We start from the raw sequence: 19,905 nt of genomic DNA, 5'->3' as shown, positions 1-19,905 counted from the left end.
AAATTGCTTCCATCTTCCAAAGCAAAAAGATTGCTATAGAAACTTAACTCACCAAAGAACAAAACTTACATACAACACTAACTAACAAGCACTTATAAAGTGTTAAATATCCAGTCATATTTAGATATGACTTAGATCATGTGAATGATCAAACTACGTCATTTACCCCAATACTCCATTCAGCTACTTTAGCCAGCAACTATACAAACTAGAATCTTTATGGAACTGGAAAAATTTAGCTATGACAATAAAATTGTCAAGTACTTTACCATTGCATCGATCATTTTTGGAGTAGTTGGGATGTTAGGCGGACTTACCGCTGCTATTCAACTATTCTATCCCGTATTCAACTTCGATTTGCAATACACTACATTTGGTCGTATCCGACCACTTCATACTAACGCCATAATTTTTGCTTTCGTAGGAAACGCAATGTTCGCTGGAGTATACTACTCTATGCAACGATTGCTAAAAGCAAGAATGTTCAATGACACATTATCATGGATTCATTTTTGGGGATGGCAACTAATTATCCTAGCAGCTGCAATCACTCTACCTCTGGGATATACTACGAGTAAAGAATATGCTGAACTCGAATGGCCAATAGATATAGCTATAACATTGATATGGGTAGTATTCGGTATTAATATGATTGGTACCATCATAAAAAGAAGAGAAAGACACATGTATGTGGCTATCTGGTTTTATATAGCAACATTCGTCACTGTAGCCGTATTACACGTGGTGAATTCCTTCGAGATGCCTGTTTCACTTTTTAAAAGTTATTCATGGTATGCTGGTGTGCAAGATGCATTGGTACAATGGTGGTATGGCCACAATGCTGTAGCATTCTTCCTTACTACCCCATTCTTAGGAATCATGTATTACTACCTTCCAAAGGCCGCAAACAGACCTGTATATTCATACAAGCTATCAATCATACATTTCTGGTCATTGATTTTTATCTATATATGGGCTGGACCTCATCATTTATTATACACCTCACTTCCTGACTGGGCACAATCGTTAGGTACGGTTTTCTCCATAATGCTAATTGCACCTTCTTGGGGAGGAATGTTAAATGGTTTATTAACTCTGAGAGGTGCATGGGATCGTGTAAGAGAGGACCCCGTACTAAAGTTTATGGTGGTAGCTGTAACGGCTTATGGAATGGCAACTTTTGAGGGGCCTATGCTATCATTGAAAAATGTCTCTGCCATTGCGCACTATACGGACTGGATCGTTGCTCATGTTCACATTGGAGGACTTGGTTGGAATGGTTTTATCATTTTCAGCATTTTTTATTGGTTAATACCTAAAATGTGGAAAACCAAACTTCACTCCATACCATTAGCCAATACCCACTTCTGGTTAGGTACTCTTGGTATCATTTTCTATGCTCTTCCTATGTATGTAGCTGGTATTACTCAAAGTCTTATGTGGAAAGAGTTTGATAGCGAAGGCTTTTTAGCTTATGGTAATTTTTTAGAAACAGTTGTCCAAATCATTCCACTATACGCTCTAAGGGCAGTTGGTGGTGGACTATACCTAATAGGTGTATTCTTAATGATTTACAACTTGATAAAAACTGCTAAATCTGGCCAATTCCAAGCAGAGGAAGCTGATGAAGCTCTAGCGTTAGAGAAAAAAGAAATCACTGGTGGTCACTGGCATAATGTACTAGAAAGAAAACCCGTAATATTCACCGTACTTACTACAGTAGCAATTGTAATTGGTGGTGTAATTGAGATGGTTCCTACATTCTTGATAAAATCGAATGTACCTACTATATCTTCTGTAAAACCCTATACCCCACTCGAACTTCAGGGCAGAGATATTTATATCCGTGAAGGATGTAACAACTGTCACTCACAGATGATCCGTCCATTTAGATCAGAAACCGAGAGATATGGTGAATACTCTAAAGCTGGTGAGTTTGTGTATGATCACCCATTCCTCTGGGGATCAAAGAGAACAGGTCCAGACTTAGCTAGAGAAGGTGTGGGTAAATTAAAAAAATCAGATACTTGGCACTTTAACCATATGCTAGAACCAGCAGCAGTATCTGAAGGATCAATAATGCCAAATTACCCTTGGTTGTTTGATCAAAAAATCGACAAATCATCTACTGGGGCCAAAATTAATGCTCTAAGAGCTGTCGGTGTTCCATATGAAGAAGGGTATGAAGAAAGAGCTAGTAAGGAACTAGAAGCTCAAGCAGCTGGTATAGTAAAAAATCTAAGGGGTGATGGTATTGAAATCAGTCAAGACATGGAAATCATTGCTTTGATTTCCTATTTGCAAAGATTAGGAACAGATATTCAAGGAGATAAAAAGTAAAACGATGTTTAAGTACTATTTCGAACAAATTCATAATGTAGCCATATGGCCTATTATTTCACTGTCGATTTTTTTCGTCTTCTTCATCGGGTTGCTCTGGTGGGTTTTTAAAGCCGATAAAAAATATATCAATGATATGAGAAATCTACCTGTTAATGAGACTAAAAATTCTTAATGCTATGACAATTGATAAAAAACTATGGATTAAAGGATTACTGACAGTAGTTCTATCAGCTCTATTCCTGTCAACAGGTCAAGCTCAAAATACATCAGGTACTTTTATGGGAGAAGACTATTTTACTGTAGCAATATTCTCGCTAATGGTAATTATTCTAGTAGTAGTATTAATTATATCGATTGTTCTTTTACAAATTTTAAAAGTAATAATTACTCAAGATGCTACTAAAAAGGCTGTAGAAAAGGGTGAAGAGTATGTTCCTGAACCAAGTATGTGGTCTGTTTGGATGAATAAGTTAACCAATTCAATTCCTATTGAAAAAGAATCTACTATTGAGCTTGATCATGAGTACGACGGAATTCGAGAGTTAGATAATCACCTTCCACCTTGGTGGACAGCATTATTCTATGTCACTATTGTTTTTGCTGTAGTCTATATGTTCAATTACCACATTTTAAAAACAGCACCTTTACCAGTTGAGGAATATGAAATAGCTATGGCAGAAGCTGAATCTTCCAAAGCCAATTCCGGTGAACAAGAAGTCACAATCGATGAAAGTAATATTGTTTATTCTGAAGATGCTAGTATTATAGCTAATGGAAAAACCACTTATGACCGTAACTGTGTTGCTTGTCATAAAGCCTCTGGAGAAGGAGGAATCGGACCAAACCTTACAGATGAATATTGGTTGCATGGAGGGTCTGCTTCTGAAACGTATTATTCAATTAAAAACGGTATTCCTGAAAAAGGTATGATAGCTTGGAAAGATGTATTATCACCAGCTAAAATCTACGAGGTAAACTCCTATATAGCTACTCTGAGAGGGACTAATCCGCCTAATGCTAAAGCGCCTCAAGGTGAAAAATACATAGAAGCGGCAAATTAAAAGCTCAAAAAAGCGAACACATAATTAACGAAATGGAGACCCAATTTGAGTACGAAGAAGAATACAGAGATTCAATATCTACTGTCGATGAGGAAGGAAAAAGAGTCTGGATTTATCCTAAAAAACCTAAAGGAGCTTTTCACAAGAAACGTGTAATAGTAACAGCATTACTACTTTCTTTACTCTTTTTGGGGCCATTTCTAAAAGTTGGGGGACAACCATTATTACTTCTAAACTTTTTTGAACGAAAATTTATAATCCTAGGGCTACCATTTTGGCCTCAGGATTTTTTTCTACTCGCATTACTTCTAGTCACTTTATTCGTATTCATTATTCTTTTTACTGTAGCCTTTGGAAGGGTATGGTGTGGATGGGCATGTCCTCAGACCTTGTTCATGGAGATGGTCTTTCGAAAAATTGAATATTGGATCGAAGGAGATGCTAATCAACAGCGAAAACTAAATGATGCTCCTTGGACTAGAGAAAAGATATTCAAGAAAATCAGCAAACAAACCATCTTCCTGTTAATTTCTTTATTGATTTCTCATACCGTCATGGCCTATCTAATAGGAGTTGAAGAAGTGGTAAAAGTAGTGACACAGTATCCAACTGAACATTTATCTGGCTTTGTTGGACTAATGTTCTTTACCGGTATTTTCTATTGGGTATTTGCATTCTTTAGAGAACAGGCTTGCGTAACAGTTTGTCCATACGGAAGACTTCAAGGCGTTCTTCTTGTAAAGGATTCTATCGCTGTAATGTATGATTGGGTGAGAGGCGAACCTAGAGAACGAATCAAAAAAGGAATAACGTCCAACGAAGCGGGAGCTTGTATCGATTGTAAACTTTGTGTTCATGTCTGTCCTACTGGCATTGATATAAGAAATGGTACGCAACTAGAGTGTGTTAACTGTACTGCATGTATGGATGTCTGTGACGATGTCATGACTAAAGTCGGACGTCCAAAAGGGTTAATTAGGTACGCTTCCTATAATTCGGTCAAAGATGGTATCAGCAGATTATTCACTACTAGAATTGCAGGATACATTCTAGTATTAATTGCATTAGTTACTTTCCTATCTTATATGTTGGTGTCTCGAGAGGAAATTGAAGTTACAATTCTTAAAGCTCCTGGCCAGGTATATGAGAAACTTGAAGATGGTAGAATCACAAATCTGTATAATATAGAATTTGTAAATAAGACTTTTAACCATAAGTCACTCATAATTAAAACAGTAGGAGTAAATGATGCAGAAACCGAAAAAATTGGTAAATCAACCATACAATTGGGTCCGAATGAAAAATCGGAAGGCACTTTCATCATAAAGATTCCGAGAAAAGAACTAAAAGGCAGAACTATGAACATAGAAATCGGATTGTTTGATCAAGACGAAAAACTGATAGATACATACCAAACTAAATTTACAGGACCATCAAAATTTGAAATACTATGAACTGGGGAAAAAGCGTAACATTAGCATTCGTCCTTTTTGCAGGTTTGATAATTACCATGGTCACTCTATGCATGAAGCAAGACGTTAACCTTGTAGCCAACAACTATTATGAAGAGGAACTAGCCTATCAAGACCAAATTGACAGAATCAATAACTACACCCGATTAGCAGAAAAACCAGCTATTATTCAAAATGGAAGCATGATTTCTCTACAATTTCCAGTTTCAGTTATTACACAATTAGATAAAGGTAAGATTCACTTCTTTCGTCCTTCAGAAGGAAATATTGATAAAACCTTTTCTTTAAAATTCAATGAAGAAGGTATTCAAGCTTTTGATTTAAAAGATACCAAGCATGGACTTTGGAAGACCAAACTTACTTGGGTTTCTAACAGTGGCGTAGAGTATTACTACGAACAGTCAATAGTTATATAAAGATGTTGTGGAGTGGCTTTATTCTTGGGTTGTTAGGAAGTACGCATTGTGGAGTCATGTGCGGGCCATTGAGTCTATCCATATCTGGCCAAAGAAACCTAATTAGATTTTTACTATCTAGAATACTTTACAATGTTGGGAGAATAACCACATATGTAACATTAGCAATAACTTTTGGGTACTTTAGATTTATATTCATCAACAAATTTCAAGAATTACTTTCAATTGGTGCTGGGGTCATAATCATTTTACTTTCATTTTCAATCCTGAATAGATCTTTCGAAAGAAAACTATCCAACTCTATTTCACCAATTATTTTTAGGATTAAAGCATCATTCAAAAGATGTGTCAATATTAAAAGTCTTTTATTCCCTTTCTTGACAGGGACAGTAAATGGATTCCTACCTTGTGGACTTGTGTATATCGCTTTGTTGGCCTCTATTAGTTTTTCAGATTTGTCTGACAGCATTTTGTACATGACACTTTTTGGTCTTGGAACCATACCAATGATGCTATCTATTTCAATAATCGGCTTCTCTTCTCAAACAAAGTTTAATCAAGCATTTTCTAAAATCACACCAGTATTCACACTTATTCTTGGATGCTTATTGGTCACACGTGGTCTTCACCTTGATATACCATACCTTAGTCCAGCTCTTTCTATTTTGTATCCAGATTTATCTACACCTAGTATTTGTCGATAAGAGTATTCAGCGAACGAAAAAAATCAATCATTCATCGAATGAAACTAGACGGTTAGCACCAATAAAATCATCTTTATCGTGAGTTAATTTGAAACATTCTGACGGGTAGAGATTCTATCCAGAAACACATTAGTTATATTGCAGTGTAAATGATAATTATCATTTTGTGAATGTTATTAAATGATTCATCCCACCTCTTACCCGTTTGTATAATTACTTTTATGTGATGAAAAAGCTTTTAATAGCATATATCCTTTTTCAGGTAATAGTTTTAATACCGTCGCAGTTAATAGCTCAATTGCCAAAGGAAAAAATACACCTTTTGCAGTCTAAACTAAATGATAGAAAGGATACTACAGAGGTCAACTTGATTCTAGAACTTAGTTGGAACTATAGAAACATTGATGCTGACTCTGCACTTTTTTATGCCAAAAAAGGATGTGATTTAGCAAAAGAAATTGATTACAAGGCTGGTTGTTCTAGAGCTATGAATTTCATGGGGATAGCCCACCGTAACAAAAGTGAGTATTCAAAAGCAATGACTTTGTACTTTGATGCCCTTAAAATATCGGAAGAGGAAAAAAACGCTAAAGAAATAAGCTATACCCTCTTAAATATTGGTAATATCTATGTGATACAAGGAGATTTCAAAGGTGGACTCGAATATTTTGAAAGAGCACTTCAATATGCGCTAGATCTTACAGACTCACAGTTGACAGCTTATTGCCACTTACATATAGGTAGATCTCTAGCTGGTTTAAAACGCTATTCTGATGCTGATGTACATTTTACACAAGCTAAAAAACTTAGAGAGGCTTCAAATGACCTAGAAGCCATTGTTATTGTCAATAATGAATTAGCAGATTTATACATGGCTATGAAAAAACCAGATGACGCTCTAGTACTGCTCAAAGACAACCTAAAAAACATTCATAAGCTTAGTCATTACAATACTCTTGCTGACAATTACTTTAACACTGCCAAAGCATTAAGGTTAAAAGAAGATCTCGATGCCTCTTTAATGTATTCTGAAATGGCTCTTGACATAAGTAGAAAACATAATTTAAAGAGTGTAGAAATATTGGTTCTCAAAAACAAAGCCGAGATTTTAGAACAACTTGGAAAAACTGAATATGCTTTATATACCTTCAAGCAATATATTGGTGTAAAAGATTCTGTTTTCAGCGAAGAAAATACCCGAAAAATTGCCAACATCTACAATACTTACACCAGTGAAAAAAGTGAATCTGAGAAAAAAACGCTTCAAGCTCAAACAGAGATAGACCAGACAACCATTCATAGACAGCAGACTGTAATATTCTTAGCAGCAGTATCGGCAGTATTATTTTTGGTAATGGCCATTATGGCGTATAAATCTTACATCCAAAAAAACCGATTGAACGAACAAATCCAAAAGCAAAAGGAAAACGCTTATCGACATAACAACAAACTGATTGACCTTAACAACGAAAAGAACAATCTTATTCGGATTCTGTCGCATGACCTACGATCTCCAATAAACAATATCAAAGGCTTGACAATGGTTCATCAAATGGATCATGCCGATCAATTTAGTGAAGCAGAAAATCACACACTAAACTTAATCAAAAGTGAATCTGACAGACTGCTTAATATGATTTCTAAAATTCTAAATGTAGAATCTTTAGATAATGATGAAAGTAATATTAAGCTTGAAAAGCTATGTATCAATACGGTGACAGAAGAAGTAGTTACTGGTTATAAAAACACTGCAAAAAACAAGAATATAGAACTTGAAATAGAGATTCCTGTGGAGCCTATTTATGTATTAGGAGATCAAATTCACCTTCATCAAGTTTTAGAGAACCTTCTATCCAATGCCATCAAATTTTCTGAAAGCGACAAAAAAATAAATATCAATTTGTCTAAACATGGAAGTAAAGTAAGGGCTGCCGTTAAAGATCAAGGACCCGGGCTCACGGAAGAAGATAAAGCTAAAATCTTCAAAAAATTCCAAAGATTGAGTGCTAAACCAACTGGAAATGAAGAAAGTACCGGACTAGGACTATCAATTGTAAAAAAGTACGTCGAGGAAATGAACGGGAGAATATGGCATGAAAGTCAGGAAGGAAAAGGTACTACTTTCATAGTAGAGTTAGATATAATAGAAGAAGATACTGAGAAAGCTTAATGAATGAATTCCCACTGCTGAAAATTTCGGAAAAAGATTCATTTGCTGCCTTCACGTTCAAAGTAAGATATCCTAAGTTATTAAATGACTTGATCAGTCAAGTAGAGTCCACTCCTTACCTTCAAAACCAATTATCTGAACTTAAAGAAAACCTCCTAACATTCGAAGTAATTGAACTAACTCATGAAGAACCACAATTATGGAGGGCATTCTATGATCAATATAAAGGTAAACCACTTATTCAAGTGCCATTTTTATATGCAGAGATATATCTATTCTCAGTAATAAATTCTTTTTACCAAGCCGTAGAACTGCCTATCGATCCATTTGGATTTACAAAAGAGTTGAAAAAAGATCATAATAAGACACTAAGTCTTATTCAGCTTTCTAATGAATTTTTAGCTAAGAAATATTCATTAGAAGACCTAGTTCAAATATCTCTAACTGGAAATACTGCCGACCTAAGTCAATTATCAGAAGTAAAATCTTCTGAATTAATTATCATCCTAAATGACAGATACAATCTTATAAGTGATATCAGAAGAGCAGAGGAGATTCATATTATTCTTGACAATTCAGGGCAAGAACTGCTTTCAGATATTCTTCTGTCTTTGAAAATAATTGAGGATGAAGACAAACCTGTCACAATTCATTTCAAAGCATCCCCTATTTTCGTATCAGATGCTTTAGAAAACGATCTTTGGATTTTACTTAATAGTTTGAGTATCCAAAAACTTACTCAAAAAGTTCAGGATCATATCAAAATGAAAAAGTTAAAACTTAGAAAGTCTGAATTTTGGTCTTCCCCTAACTGGTTTAAATATTGCCCTAAAGAGCTAGAAATATTTCAAAAAAAAAATTGTACAATAGTAAAGGGTGATGCCAACTATCGTCGTTTGTTTAACGATAGAAAATACCCCATCAATTTATCCACAAAATCTGCTGCGAATTATATTGATGGAAGTACCTATGCTATCCGAACATTAAAGTCAGAACATCTTGTGGGCTATGAAGGAGTTATACCTTCAGATCCGAAATGGCTTATTAATGGTCAGTATGGTTTAATTCAACAGATTTAAAGTTATTCCTCCAAATCTGCATTTTGATTTACCTTGTAAGTATATAATCCTTTTTGTGCATTCACTACTTTCAGTACATCCGAAAACTCATTTGTTCCAGTATATAAATACCCGTCTCTGTATATCAGATACTTCTTTCTATAAGTGATTTGAGCATGCTTCTCTATTACCTGCTCCAGATCCGCTAAATAATCTAGCAAATACTGGGCTGGATTTTCATAATTCTCTCTAGCCATTTTATTATAATTTTTCTCAATACAAAGATGAAAAAAATATGACTACTGTAATAGTAGCAGTATAACGTATTCTATAAATTAAGTATTCTGCTTAACATAGAACACCCTAAATTCGCTAGGTTACTTAAACACAAAAAGTTATAATCCAAATGAAAAAGACTATCCAATAATATTATTGGCTTGTATAGCTACTCTGAACTCTTTTGCGCAGTCTGAATCAGACTATGAACGCTCTTTAACTAAACTATTAGAAGTAAGTGGTGCTGAAAAGACATTCAGTATGGTAATCCAACAAATGATGACAGCTATGCGACCTCAATACGAAAGCGTTCCTCAAGAATATTGGGATGATATGGAAAAAGAATTTAAAAGTACTTCTTTGACTGACTTAGTAGGTATGTTAGTTCCTATTTACCAAAAGCACCTAACACAAGATGACTTGAAAGAAATCATTAGTTTCTATGAAAGTCCTCTCGGAAAAAAATTCGCGGAAAAACAGCCTTTCATTACGCAAGAATCCATGCAAGTAGGTCAACAGTGGGGAATGCAAATCGGAATGAAAATAGCGGCTAAGATGCAAGAACAACAGGAAGGTAAATAAGAGAATGAAAGCTCAGGTAAATGAAAACCTGAGCAATTTTGATTATTTCTTTTTTACTAAAACAGCCCAGTCTTGTTTATTATATCCTTTGGGAGAAAACCCTAAATTCACTTTTTCACCACCAGATACCGTTTTTAAAGACCCTTTAAGATACTTCCCTCCAATTGGATCATACCACTGTATAGCATATTTCCCAACCACAGAGGACAAGTCAAGCTGTACGGGCTTAAAACTATCCATATAAACGACATAAGTATCTCCTTCCTTAGCTAAACAGCTAACATGATCTCCAGATACTAATTCATCCGAAGATTTCATTTGTTGCAATGGTAAATTCTCAAAAAAACTAGTCGCCACTGCTGTCATCGACCAAAGTCGATCTTTCGTATGCCAATCTTCACTAGATAAATCTGAATGCTTTTGTTTGTAACCGAAATAATGCTCATACCCCGCTCCTCCTTTCATTAGATTTGCCCACATTACATATTTACGAACTGTATCCTGTTGTTCTGGTCTGGAATCATCCCAAGATCCAACTTTAGCAGGTCCAATTTCATCTATCCAAACCGCCCAAGGCTGACCTTTATTCTCAGATTTCTCTACCCAAGAAGCTGTAACTTTAGCTGCATCGTGCAAATGATGTATCTGAAATGACACAGCATCAAGAGATTTATTTCCTAACAGGGGCGTCATAGTAAAATCATGATCCTTCAAACCGGGAAGAGTATGAATAGCTACTATATTTCCATAAGGCTCTATACTATCGAAATACTCTATCATCTTAATTCTCATCTTATTAGTTTGAGCAACAGGTGTCCATTTTGCATAACCGTTTTCTTCACCCATATTCCAAATAAGACCGAGGTGATGCCCAAACCGAGCCACTAATTCTCTATAATACAGTTTCCTTTGAATGCCTACATGACCAATATCAAGTAAGTTCTCATTTTCTGTCTCTTGAGTAATAACATGTTTCACTAGGCCGATTTTGTCCATGTGGTCGAACACCAATTCCCACTGCGCCAACTTACTGATATCAAACCTATATCTCTCATAATCTTCAGTCCAGGGCCATACATTCTTACCATCACCCTGTACATTCATTGTAAGAAAATAGACCGTATTCACACCTTTACCGGATAAATAGTTCAATGACCCTATGATGTTTTTACCTTTTCCTCCTTGCCATGTCACATCACCTTCTTCATATTCTTTAGCATGTGAAGGATACTTATGTTTTTGCCGAGTTCCATCAAATTCATAGTAAGCCAATAAATCTTCTGGACTATTAGTTCCGCCTTTTATAAAAACCTCCCTTGAGCCTTCAAAAATTGGATAATGTCCATTAGATATTAATCTACCTTTTGCTCTCAAGTCTTTACCAGTCTTATCTGATTTAGAAATATTTAGCTTGCCCGACTCTCCATCAAAAAACACTGATTCACCTTTTGAGCCATCTTTAGCTATCGAGATTCGTTTTCCTTTTTTAAACGAAATATGGTAATTCCATTCCCCTATTTGATTAGGAACAAACTTAACCTCCCAAACATTTCCGGACCTAGCACTTGTCTCAGCAGCATCTCCATCCGCTGCATAATACCCAGCCACTGTTATTGACTGATCACCCATAGTAAAGGTAGCGTCCAATCGATAATCCAAGAAAGGATTCAGAGTATCATACTCACTCGTTTCTGGACCTTTGAATTGAAGGGTTATTGTATGCCATTGTTTCAATTCACCTGAAATATCAGCAGCATATGATAGTAGTGGAGAAATCAAGGATAATACAAATATTAATCTCATCTTCATACTATGCTAGATTTATAACTTGGCTTGCTTTACATAGCTCTTAGGAAACTTCTTAATGCTCTTCATTTGGATGTTTCGATAGTAGCACTCAGCACCTTCAGATTGAAGTTGAATTTTTCCTGAAGAAAGAGGTAACTCTTCTCCATCGACTTTCATTCGTGTATTAGTAGCTGCGTTCACTACGATGCCATTTACTACATGAATGGATGTTTGTCCAATAGTCAAAACTTCAAGAGTATTCCATTCACCATTGGGTTTTTCGAAACTAGGCTTTTCAACCTGATCAGGATATTCTAAATGCTCAACCCAGCTTAATGATTTTAGTTCTCCGTCTGGATGGAAGTAAGCATACTTTTTGCCGTTTTCCTTAGGCTTATACTTCACCTTCAAGTCTCCTAAAGTACCCAAAAGTGTGATAAAATCTCCGCAATCCGTTTCTTGAACCTGAAACTCCAAACTTTTCATCCAAACATTCCAAAACGCTCCATGCTTACCTTGACAATGATACAGAATGCCATTATCTCTAAGTTTGTCCAATCTTGGAGCCCATTTCTTTTCTCCCCATTTAAACTCAGCTTTCAAGTGGTAATCACTATACTCAGCAAGAGTAGTTAGACCTCCATATATTTCCCCTGTGATATAAAGTTGAATTTCACCATCCACTTCTATTACCGAAAATACGTTTTTAGGATCATTTCCTAATCCTAGAGGTGTTCCTTTTCTAATATCATCACTTTGCGGTACATCAAGGCCTTGAACTGTAGTATGAGGAACCCCCATAAATAGTTCCCATTTGGAAAGATCCTTATCCAGCATTGGTGTCCATGACTTTTGTGCAAATGCATTTTGCGCTATTACCAATAGCACTATTACAAATATTCTTCTCATAATTTATATTCTATAATTAGGGTTATTTCATCAATTTTCTAGCGTTGACTGTGATTGTAGTCTTTGATTTTGCCCCGAGCTCCACACTTCTATTGGAAGGTAATGAACCTGACACATAAATTTGGTAATTTCCTTTACGTACTACCTTTTGCCCTTCATCGGTAAACTGGTGAAATTGAGCCAATGTCAGATCAAAGGACACTTCTTTTTCTTCTCCTGCTTGGAAAGACTCTCTTTTGAAAGCTTTCAAATCATAAATGGGATCACCTTGACCTGCTATCGGAGAACTGATATAAAATTGAAGAACTTCTTCAGCAGCTATACTACTGTTATTCTTAACCTTGACTTTAGCAACTGCTTTGCCTTTACTTATTCTTGATACGCTTAAGTCACTATATGTAAAATCAGCGTATGACAAACCAAACCCAAATGGGAACAGAGGCTCTTCTGTCATGTACTTATACGTTCTTCCTTTCATGTTATAGTCTTCGTAAGGAGGAAGTTGGTCAATAGATCTAGGAAAGGTAATAGGAAGCCTTCCTGATGGTGAAACATCACCGAATATCACGTCAGCTACAGCGTTCCCTCCTTCTTCGCCTGGATACCACACAAATAAGATAGCATCTGCTATATCGTACAACTCTGGAATTGCGATAGGGCTCCCTCCAGTTAAGACAAGTACCAAAGGCTTATTACTCCTCTTCTTCAACTTTTTCACGAAATCAATTTGGTTTTGAGGTAGTTTCAGTGAGTTGCGATCTCCTTTAGCATCTGATGCTATAGCTTCTCCTTCTTCTCCTTCAAGCAAACCAGATATCCCCATCACAGCTATCAAAGCATCTGACTTCGCTCCACTTCCCGTTGCCCAATCAATTGGATTTATATTCTTATCCCAAGGAAGTTGACCGTATTTATAATTGATGGTAGTACCAACCGAAACTTTTGAAACAATACCATCCAATATTGATTGAGTACTTGACGTCAAGCCAAAGTAATTTCCTAATAAAACTTCTTCACTATGAGCGTTAGGTCCAGCTATGTAAATAGATCTAATATCTTTTTTTAGAGGAAGTACCCCGTCATTTTTAAGCATCACGATAGACTTCTGAGCCACTTCTTTAGCCAATGCACGATTTTCGTCAGAATCAACCACATCTGTGGAGATGTCATCATAGGGATTAGAACCCGCAGGATCAAATAGACCTAGTCTGAATCGTGTGGTATACTGTTGGACCAACCTTTCGTCAAGCAGCTGCTCTTCAACCAACCCTTGTTCTATTGCTTTATCCAATGCCTTGTAAACCCCACCACAGTTGACATCTGTACCTGACTTCAGAGCCAGAGCAGCAGATTCTGCGGGGGAGTTAGTGACTTTGTGAAATCGATGAAAATCTGAAATCGCTCCACAATCCGAAACGATATACCCATCAAACCCCCAATCATCTCTTAAAATATCTTGAAGTAGAAAAGGACTACCACAACATGGCTCTCCTAGGGTTCTATTATAAGCTCCCATGACACCTTCTACTTTAGCTTCCTTGACTAGTGCTTCAAATGCTGGCAAGTAAGTTTCGTATAAATCCTTTTTATTGACAATGGCATTGAATTCATGTCTAAATTCTTCCGGTCCAGAGTGAACTGCATAGTGCTTGGCGCAAGCTGCTGCTTTTATATACTTATCATGATTTCCTTGCAGTCCTTTGACAAAAGACACTCCAATACGGCTAGTCAAAAACGGGTCTTCTCCATAAGTTTCCTGACCTCTTCCCCACCTTGCATCGCGGAAGATATTGACATTAGGCGACCAAAAAGTAATACCTGCATATCGATTCCTATTTCCTATCGCTAGAGAGGCATTAAACTTTGCACGAGCTTCATCAGAAATCGCATTTCCCACTTTTTCTATAAGCTCGGGGTCAAAGCTAGCGCCAAACGCAATTGCTTGAGGAAAGACAGTGGCACGACCATTTCTAGCCACTCCATGTAACGCCTCATTCCACCAATTATACTCTGGAATATTAAGCCTCTCTATGGACATACTCTGATCCACCATCTGTGAGATTTTTTCCTCTAATGTCATCTCCGACACTAAAGCTGTGGCTCTGTCTTTATAAGGTTTTGAAGTGTCTAACCAAGGCCTCTGTGCATTCGCAATGGATATCAATGAGAATACAAATAGGGGTAATAGGCTTATTCTTATCATCGTGTTTTATTACTAATGTTACGTGCAATTTAGATCGACTACATTAGACCTTAGGGGGTATATTCTTAATATGAAAAGCGAGTTTACAATTCCCCCTGAAATCTTATTATTTGACCATCATTAAATTCTTTAGCTCAACTCAAAACTCTCATTTTGAATTCAAAATGATCGAGCACAAACTTATAAGTATATTATTAATATCAAATGATATCTATCAGTCTTCTATGAGTTATCCAATCAGATTTCCGCCTTGCAAAATTAGCTTATAATTTAATTTAGGTGCAGAATCATATCTTTCTGATTCACTAATACTTAAGACAACATATCATTAACTAGGTTTAAAAACCCCAACAATGTCTAATATTTTTAGCAATCAGTGAATAGAGAGATTCAACCGACTTTTTAGAACAATCAAGGTTCTAAGATATATTTGCATGCATTTTAGCAATAAGCTTGAAAGCACCCCATATTATAACTTTAACTTCAAGTAAAAATTGACTCAAATTATCAATATCAACATCCTACCATTCTTATTCCTACCTGTGCTATTTGTAGCATCTTGCAGCCAACCTAAACCCTCGAAAAAAATAGAAAGGTTTATTGCTAAAAAGACATCAGTTGAGCACATCATGTCGCATGATTGTCTTCACTGTCATGGTGTGGTTGATAAAGTAGTAGGGCCACCTTATTTAGACATTTCAAAAAGATATATTGGAGACAATAATATAAAGCCAATCCTCATCGACAAAATTAAAAATGGTGGAGGAGGACTCTGGTATGGAGGAGTGATGTCAGGGCATCCTCTTATCAAAAATGAAGAAATCGAAAGCATGGTAGATTGGATACTTTCGATCGACTCACTAGAAAATATTAAGTTACTGTCGAATTCAAAGGTCAAGTTCGATATTCTAAGATTTGGCTACTCTAAGGAACTAAAATCCTTCGATGTTCTTGATTCTACTCTTGTTATGTCTTCGGAGCAAAAGGAAATTAAAACAGACGAATTAATTCAAACTCTTAAACCTAAAAAATATGAGGTCGTTCAACTTCAAGCTAATATTGAAATCTCAGAATTGGCTAAGTATATATTTCGATTAAAAGGCTCCACTCCTGCTCAATTATCTATTGACAAAAAGACTTCAATTTCAATAAAGGAACATGATCAAGAAGCAGTAGCTGAACTAAAAGAAGGAAAGCATACACTCACCTTAACTTTTCAGCAAATTGATTCTGAAGAGAAAGTAGAGTTACTATACCTAAGTGGTAAAACTCAACAGTTTACTACTATACCTATGTTTTTAAACTGATCAACCTAGATACACCGTTAACTATAAGGGTTTTAACCTATTAAATAGCTATATCATTATTCATAGAATAGGTTATTAGAGGCAATACTTTTCTTTTGCAAACTAGGAAAAGTATTAACTATTTACCGAATTGTACTATTCCTACAAAATAGGCAATAGATATCAATCAATTCATCATACCACAAATACTAATTGTACTTATATTAGATTTGTCTTACCCTTGCAATCGGAAAAAAGAACAAAAAGAGCCCATGAGACTATATATTTCCTTTATAATATTATTTCTATTTTCCACCTCTACATTTAGCCAACTCAGAATTGATAAGGCTATCCCTCCATCATTTGATGCAGCTGCGATCATCAAGTATTGTGATCACCCTACCGGGATCAAGTATGGAATTCCTAAAATTCAATTTCCTATGAGAACTTTGATTGATCAGGATCTGTATGTTCCAATTAAGCTAAACTACCACCCTCTGGGTATTAAAGTGGAAGAAGAAGCTACTTGGGTAGGACTTGGATGGTATTTGCAGGCTGGAGGTATGATTACTAGAATCGTAAGAGGTGAAAACGATTTTGCTCTTTGTGATTTTCCTGATGAAAACAAATCTAAAGGCTACCCATTTGAACATATCAAACCTTGTTTTGATGATTGTGAAGAAAACGAGAATGACGAATTTCACAAGTCTGTCTGTGCGGGAGAAATAGACTCCGATCCAGATATTTTCTTTTTTGATATTCTAGGGACTAAAGGCAAGTTTTTATTGACTCCTGACCACAAACCAGATGCAGAGTATGTTGAGATAGAAATCGTTTCTCCTAAAAAGATGACGGGTAAATACTTCCTAAAGTCAAACAGCTGGGAGTTCGTAGATAGTAGAGGATACAAATACGAATTCAAAACAAGATCTACCACATACAACTTAAATAACTACTTTGACTATAAGTTTCAGTCTCATAAAATCCATTTTGATTTTCAAGAGATCCATGCCACGAATGCCTGGTACCTAGACAAAGTAACCTCACCCAAAGGAGCTAATGCTTATTTCGAATATGACGACATGGGTTATAAGAGCGATGGAGCTTTCCAAAAAATGAATATCAATGATGCTGATGTTTGGGATGTACATTACTCATCTTATTGCTTCCCTGAAAATATCGAAAATGTACAAATCACTGGTCAGAGTAATTATCAAGATGTCTATCTGAAATCTATCACTTTAGGAGGTTTTAGAGCTGAATTCACTATTTCAGAACAAAAACATTCTCACCCAAAAGAAGAGATCCAAAGTAACGACTCTAAACGACACTTTTCAGATATCGGTGATGGGCTAGGCCGTCAAAAACTTGATAAAATATCTATCACTAGAGATGGGAAAGAGATTCAAACAGCAGACTTTAAATACTCTTACTTCTGGAATGGAGATGGCAAAGATTTACCCATGCTCTATTCAAGACTTAAACTTGATGGTCTATCCATTACAACTGGCTCAAAAACGAGAACAATGGACTTCGGTTACCAAGAGAAATTTGGATTAGCATCCAAAGAAAGTCATGCTAGAGATCTTTGGGGTTTCTATAATGGCGAAGAAGACCTGTACAACATTACACCTTCAGACTACTTCAATTACAGCCAGCCTGAAAAAATGCTGCAAGAGGAAGGAAGGAGTAAGCATTATTCTCTTGACCACATCATGGAAGGTGTTCTCAATAAAGTAAGCTATGCTGGTGGGAAAGAGGTTTCATATTTGTATGATCACCAAGAGTTTTTTCATATTGATGAAGAGATATCAAGTCACTTCGAGAAGAATATGGCAGAATCAAATTTAGATCATGCACTAAATCCATTTCTATTTGGAGGACTTCGAATCAAAGAGATCCAAGAAAAGTACCCTGACGAAACGATCTACAAAGAGTTTGACTATACAATGGATGGACGTGAAGACGGTAAGTTAATTATCACACATTACAGTCACTCACATCATGGATACGGTCACAAAACATCTGGAAATCACTGTGTCAAATATCAAAAGGTGTCTATCAAATCCGGTAAAATGCACAACGGACAAAAATTTTAAATCAATAAAACTTCTATTCTAATTCCGGAAACGGAAAAGGAGTATTGAGGAATGATATATTCTGTAAGACCACTAACAAGAAAATAATAAGCATATGAAATCTCTATTAACTTTTTCTTTCGCAACTCTAGCATGGTTTCAGATCCAAGCTCAAGATATGGGAATTATGTATGATGACCGTGATGGTCAAGAATACGAAACTATTCTTCTCACATTTGAAGTAGATGGTGTGTTACTTACTAATGAGTGGATAGCTTCCAATCTTAACTATGAATCTGAAGAATCTAAATGCTACAAAAACTACCCTGAATACTGTAATACCTACGGAAGACTGTATAGTTGGAAGGATGCTAAAAGCATATGTCCTCAGGGTTGGCACTTGAGTAGCGACAAAGAATGGAAACTAGTCATTGATAAATTTGGCACTAAAGCGATCGCTGCTAACACTCTGCGTGAAGGAGGCGACAGTAATCTCAACCTAATTCCCGCTGGATTTGGTGAAAAAGGTGGGCAGTTCATCGATATAGGTGTCAATGGATACTATTGGAAAAGTGATGACAAGTTTTCCTCTACTCCAGGGACTATCACCATTCATAGAGGTGTAGAATACATCACAGATGATCAAGTAGATGAAACACACTACAATAGTGTAAGGTGCGTAAGGGATTGAGCAACATGACGCAAGAGATACTAGAAAGAAAAGGAGCTCGAAAAGCTCAAGATATTCCAGCAGAAGTTTTAGAGTTACTGAACAACGGAAAAATAGAGACAGTAAACCTAACTGAGTGGTTGGCCATAGATCATTTGATACTTATCAAAGCTATTTTCACAGATTTAGGTATTAGTTCTGATAAGGTCAAATTAATTACTGAAGAGGTTGAGGCGCAAAAAAAGCCTTCAACAATGAATACAACTAAGCTCGTTGGCTCATCACTCTACGAACTGTATTCTAAAACTGAGGATCTCGAAGAAATATTCAACAAGTTAAGCTCTCATACGTCTGATTCTATTCGCTGCTATGCCCCCTATTTGATTGGATTAAATGAAAAGTTTTCGATCGAAGAGAAGCTTATTAAAGCTCAAAAGCTAGTAGCCGATAAGCACTTCGGGGTAAGGGAAGTAGTTTGGATGGCATTACGACCCGAAATTGACACTAACTTGGAAGAATCAATCAAAATCTTAAGTCAGTGGACTACCGACGGAGACGAAAATATAAGACGGTTCACTACTGAATCTACTAGACCTAGAGGTGTCTGGTGTAAACACATAGAAGCACTCAAAGAAACCCCAGAATTAGCATTACCAATATTGGAACCTTTAAAGTCTGACAGTTCTAAATATGTTCAGGATAGTGTCGGAAACTGGCTAAATGATGCTAGCAAAACCAGTGCTAATTTTGTCATAAGTCTATGCGAAAAATGGAAGAAAGACTCTTCTTCAAAGGAGACGGAAAAAATCATCAAACGAGCTAGAAGAACTATCGACAAAAAATAAGTTGTCATTCTAGCTATGATCTTTCATTCTCGATCATACATATT

General features: G+C 36.2%; 16 protein-coding genes. 12 read left to right on the top strand and 4 right to left on the bottom strand.

The window, feature by feature from the left end:
* Positions 1–219: 219 nt before the first annotated feature.
* From ccoN to DKG80_RS03425, 7 genes are all read left to right on the top strand, one after another.
* On the top strand, positions 220–2,340 hold the full coding sequence (gene ccoN / locus DKG80_RS03460; RefSeq protein ID WP_109829883.1) for a cytochrome-c oxidase, cbb3-type subunit I: 2,121 nt from the start codon (positions 220–222) through the stop codon (positions 2,338–2,340).
* 155 nt (positions 2,341–2,495) lie between these two features.
* Positions 2,496–3,404 (top strand): cbb3-type cytochrome c oxidase N-terminal domain-containing protein, encoded by a 909-nt coding sequence (locus DKG80_RS03450; protein ID WP_245906948.1) that lies wholly within the window; start codon positions 2,496–2,498, stop codon positions 3,402–3,404.
* Between the two features lie 32 nt (positions 3,405–3,436).
* Positions 3,437–4,858, top strand: a complete 1,422-nt coding sequence (gene ccoG, locus DKG80_RS03445) for a cytochrome c oxidase accessory protein CcoG (RefSeq protein ID WP_109829881.1) — start codon at positions 3,437–3,439, stop codon at positions 4,856–4,858.
* Entirely contained in the window at positions 4,855–5,292 is a 438-nt protein-coding gene (locus tag DKG80_RS03440) for a FixH family protein (RefSeq protein ID WP_109829880.1), read from the top strand. Before ccoG ends, DKG80_RS03440 begins: the two co-directional genes overlap by 4 nt.
* 2 nt (positions 5,293–5,294) lie before the next feature.
* Positions 5,295–5,996, top strand: coding sequence for a sulfite exporter TauE/SafE family protein (locus DKG80_RS03435; protein ID WP_109829879.1), 702 nt, complete (start codon positions 5,295–5,297; stop codon positions 5,994–5,996).
* A 226-nt stretch (positions 5,997–6,222) separates the two neighbouring features.
* Positions 6,223–8,166, top strand: a complete 1,944-nt coding sequence (locus tag DKG80_RS03430; RefSeq protein WP_109829878.1) for a tetratricopeptide repeat-containing sensor histidine kinase — start codon at positions 6,223–6,225, stop codon at positions 8,164–8,166.
* Positions 8,166–9,245, top strand: coding sequence for an ARMT1-like domain-containing protein (locus DKG80_RS03425; RefSeq protein ID WP_109829877.1), 1,080 nt, complete (start codon positions 8,166–8,168; stop codon positions 9,243–9,245). The genes DKG80_RS03430 and DKG80_RS03425 overlap by 1 nt, the downstream gene beginning before the upstream one ends.
* A gap of 2 nt (positions 9,246–9,247) precedes the next feature.
* On the opposite strand, the gene DKG80_RS03420 is transcribed toward DKG80_RS03425, so the two are convergent.
* Positions 9,248–9,481 carry a hypothetical protein gene (locus DKG80_RS03420; protein ID WP_109829876.1) on the bottom strand — a complete coding sequence of 78 codons (234 nt, stop codon included), beginning with the start codon at positions 9,479–9,481 and terminating at the stop codon, positions 9,248–9,250.
* A 175-nt stretch (positions 9,482–9,656) separates the two neighbouring features.
* Between DKG80_RS03420 and DKG80_RS03415 the strand changes: the two genes are divergently transcribed.
* On the top strand, positions 9,657–10,082 hold the full coding sequence (locus tag DKG80_RS03415; protein ID WP_221409040.1) for a DUF2059 domain-containing protein: 426 nt from the start codon (positions 9,657–9,659) through the stop codon (positions 10,080–10,082).
* Positions 10,083–10,124: 42 nt separating this feature from the next.
* On the opposite strand, the gene DKG80_RS03410 is transcribed toward DKG80_RS03415, so the two are convergent.
* From DKG80_RS03410 to DKG80_RS03400, 3 genes are read right to left on the bottom strand one after another with little or no spacing between them, the layout of a single operon-like run.
* Complete coding sequence (locus DKG80_RS03410; RefSeq protein ID WP_109829875.1) at positions 10,125–11,891, bottom strand: DUF5060 domain-containing protein; 1,767 nt, start codon at positions 11,889–11,891, stop codon at positions 10,125–10,127.
* 12 nt (positions 11,892–11,903) lie between these two features.
* Positions 11,904–12,779: a 3-keto-disaccharide hydrolase gene (locus tag DKG80_RS03405; protein ID WP_109829874.1), complete on the bottom strand. Its 876-nt coding sequence runs from the start codon at positions 12,777–12,779 to the stop codon at positions 11,904–11,906.
* Positions 12,780–12,801: 22 nt separating this feature from the next.
* Entirely contained in the window at positions 12,802–14,982 is a 2,181-nt protein-coding gene (locus DKG80_RS03400; RefSeq protein WP_109829873.1) for a glycoside hydrolase family 3 C-terminal domain-containing protein, read from the bottom strand.
* A gap of 494 nt (positions 14,983–15,476) precedes the next feature.
* On the opposite strand from DKG80_RS03400, the gene DKG80_RS03395 reads away from it, so the two are divergent.
* The 4 genes from DKG80_RS03395 to DKG80_RS03380 all read left to right on the top strand — a co-directional run bounded on the left by DKG80_RS03395 (position 15,477) and on the right by DKG80_RS03380 (position 19,861).
* A complete protein-coding gene (locus DKG80_RS03395) occupies positions 15,477–16,289 on the top strand; it encodes a c-type cytochrome (protein ID WP_162555658.1) in 813 nt (270 codons plus the stop codon).
* Between the two features lie 251 nt (positions 16,290–16,540).
* Positions 16,541–18,367 carry a hypothetical protein gene (locus tag DKG80_RS03390; RefSeq protein WP_109829871.1) on the top strand — a complete coding sequence of 609 codons (1,827 nt, stop codon included), beginning with the start codon at positions 16,541–16,543 and terminating at the stop codon, positions 18,365–18,367.
* A 94-nt stretch (positions 18,368–18,461) separates the two neighbouring features.
* Positions 18,462–19,037, top strand: a complete 576-nt coding sequence (locus DKG80_RS03385; RefSeq protein ID WP_109829870.1) for an FISUMP domain-containing protein — start codon at positions 18,462–18,464, stop codon at positions 19,035–19,037.
* A gap of 5 nt (positions 19,038–19,042) precedes the next feature.
* A complete protein-coding gene (locus DKG80_RS03380) occupies positions 19,043–19,861 on the top strand; it encodes a DNA alkylation repair protein (protein WP_109829869.1) in 819 nt (272 codons plus the stop codon).
* Positions 19,862–19,905 lie beyond the last annotated feature (44 nt).

Source organism: Reichenbachiella versicolor, assembly GCF_003171675.1.
GTDB classification, from domain to species: Bacteria; Bacteroidota; Bacteroidia; order Cytophagales; family Cyclobacteriaceae; genus Reichenbachiella; species Reichenbachiella versicolor.
The sequence above is the reverse complement of the archived record's forward strand: the minus strand, read 5'-3'. Positions and strand labels throughout refer to the sequence as shown.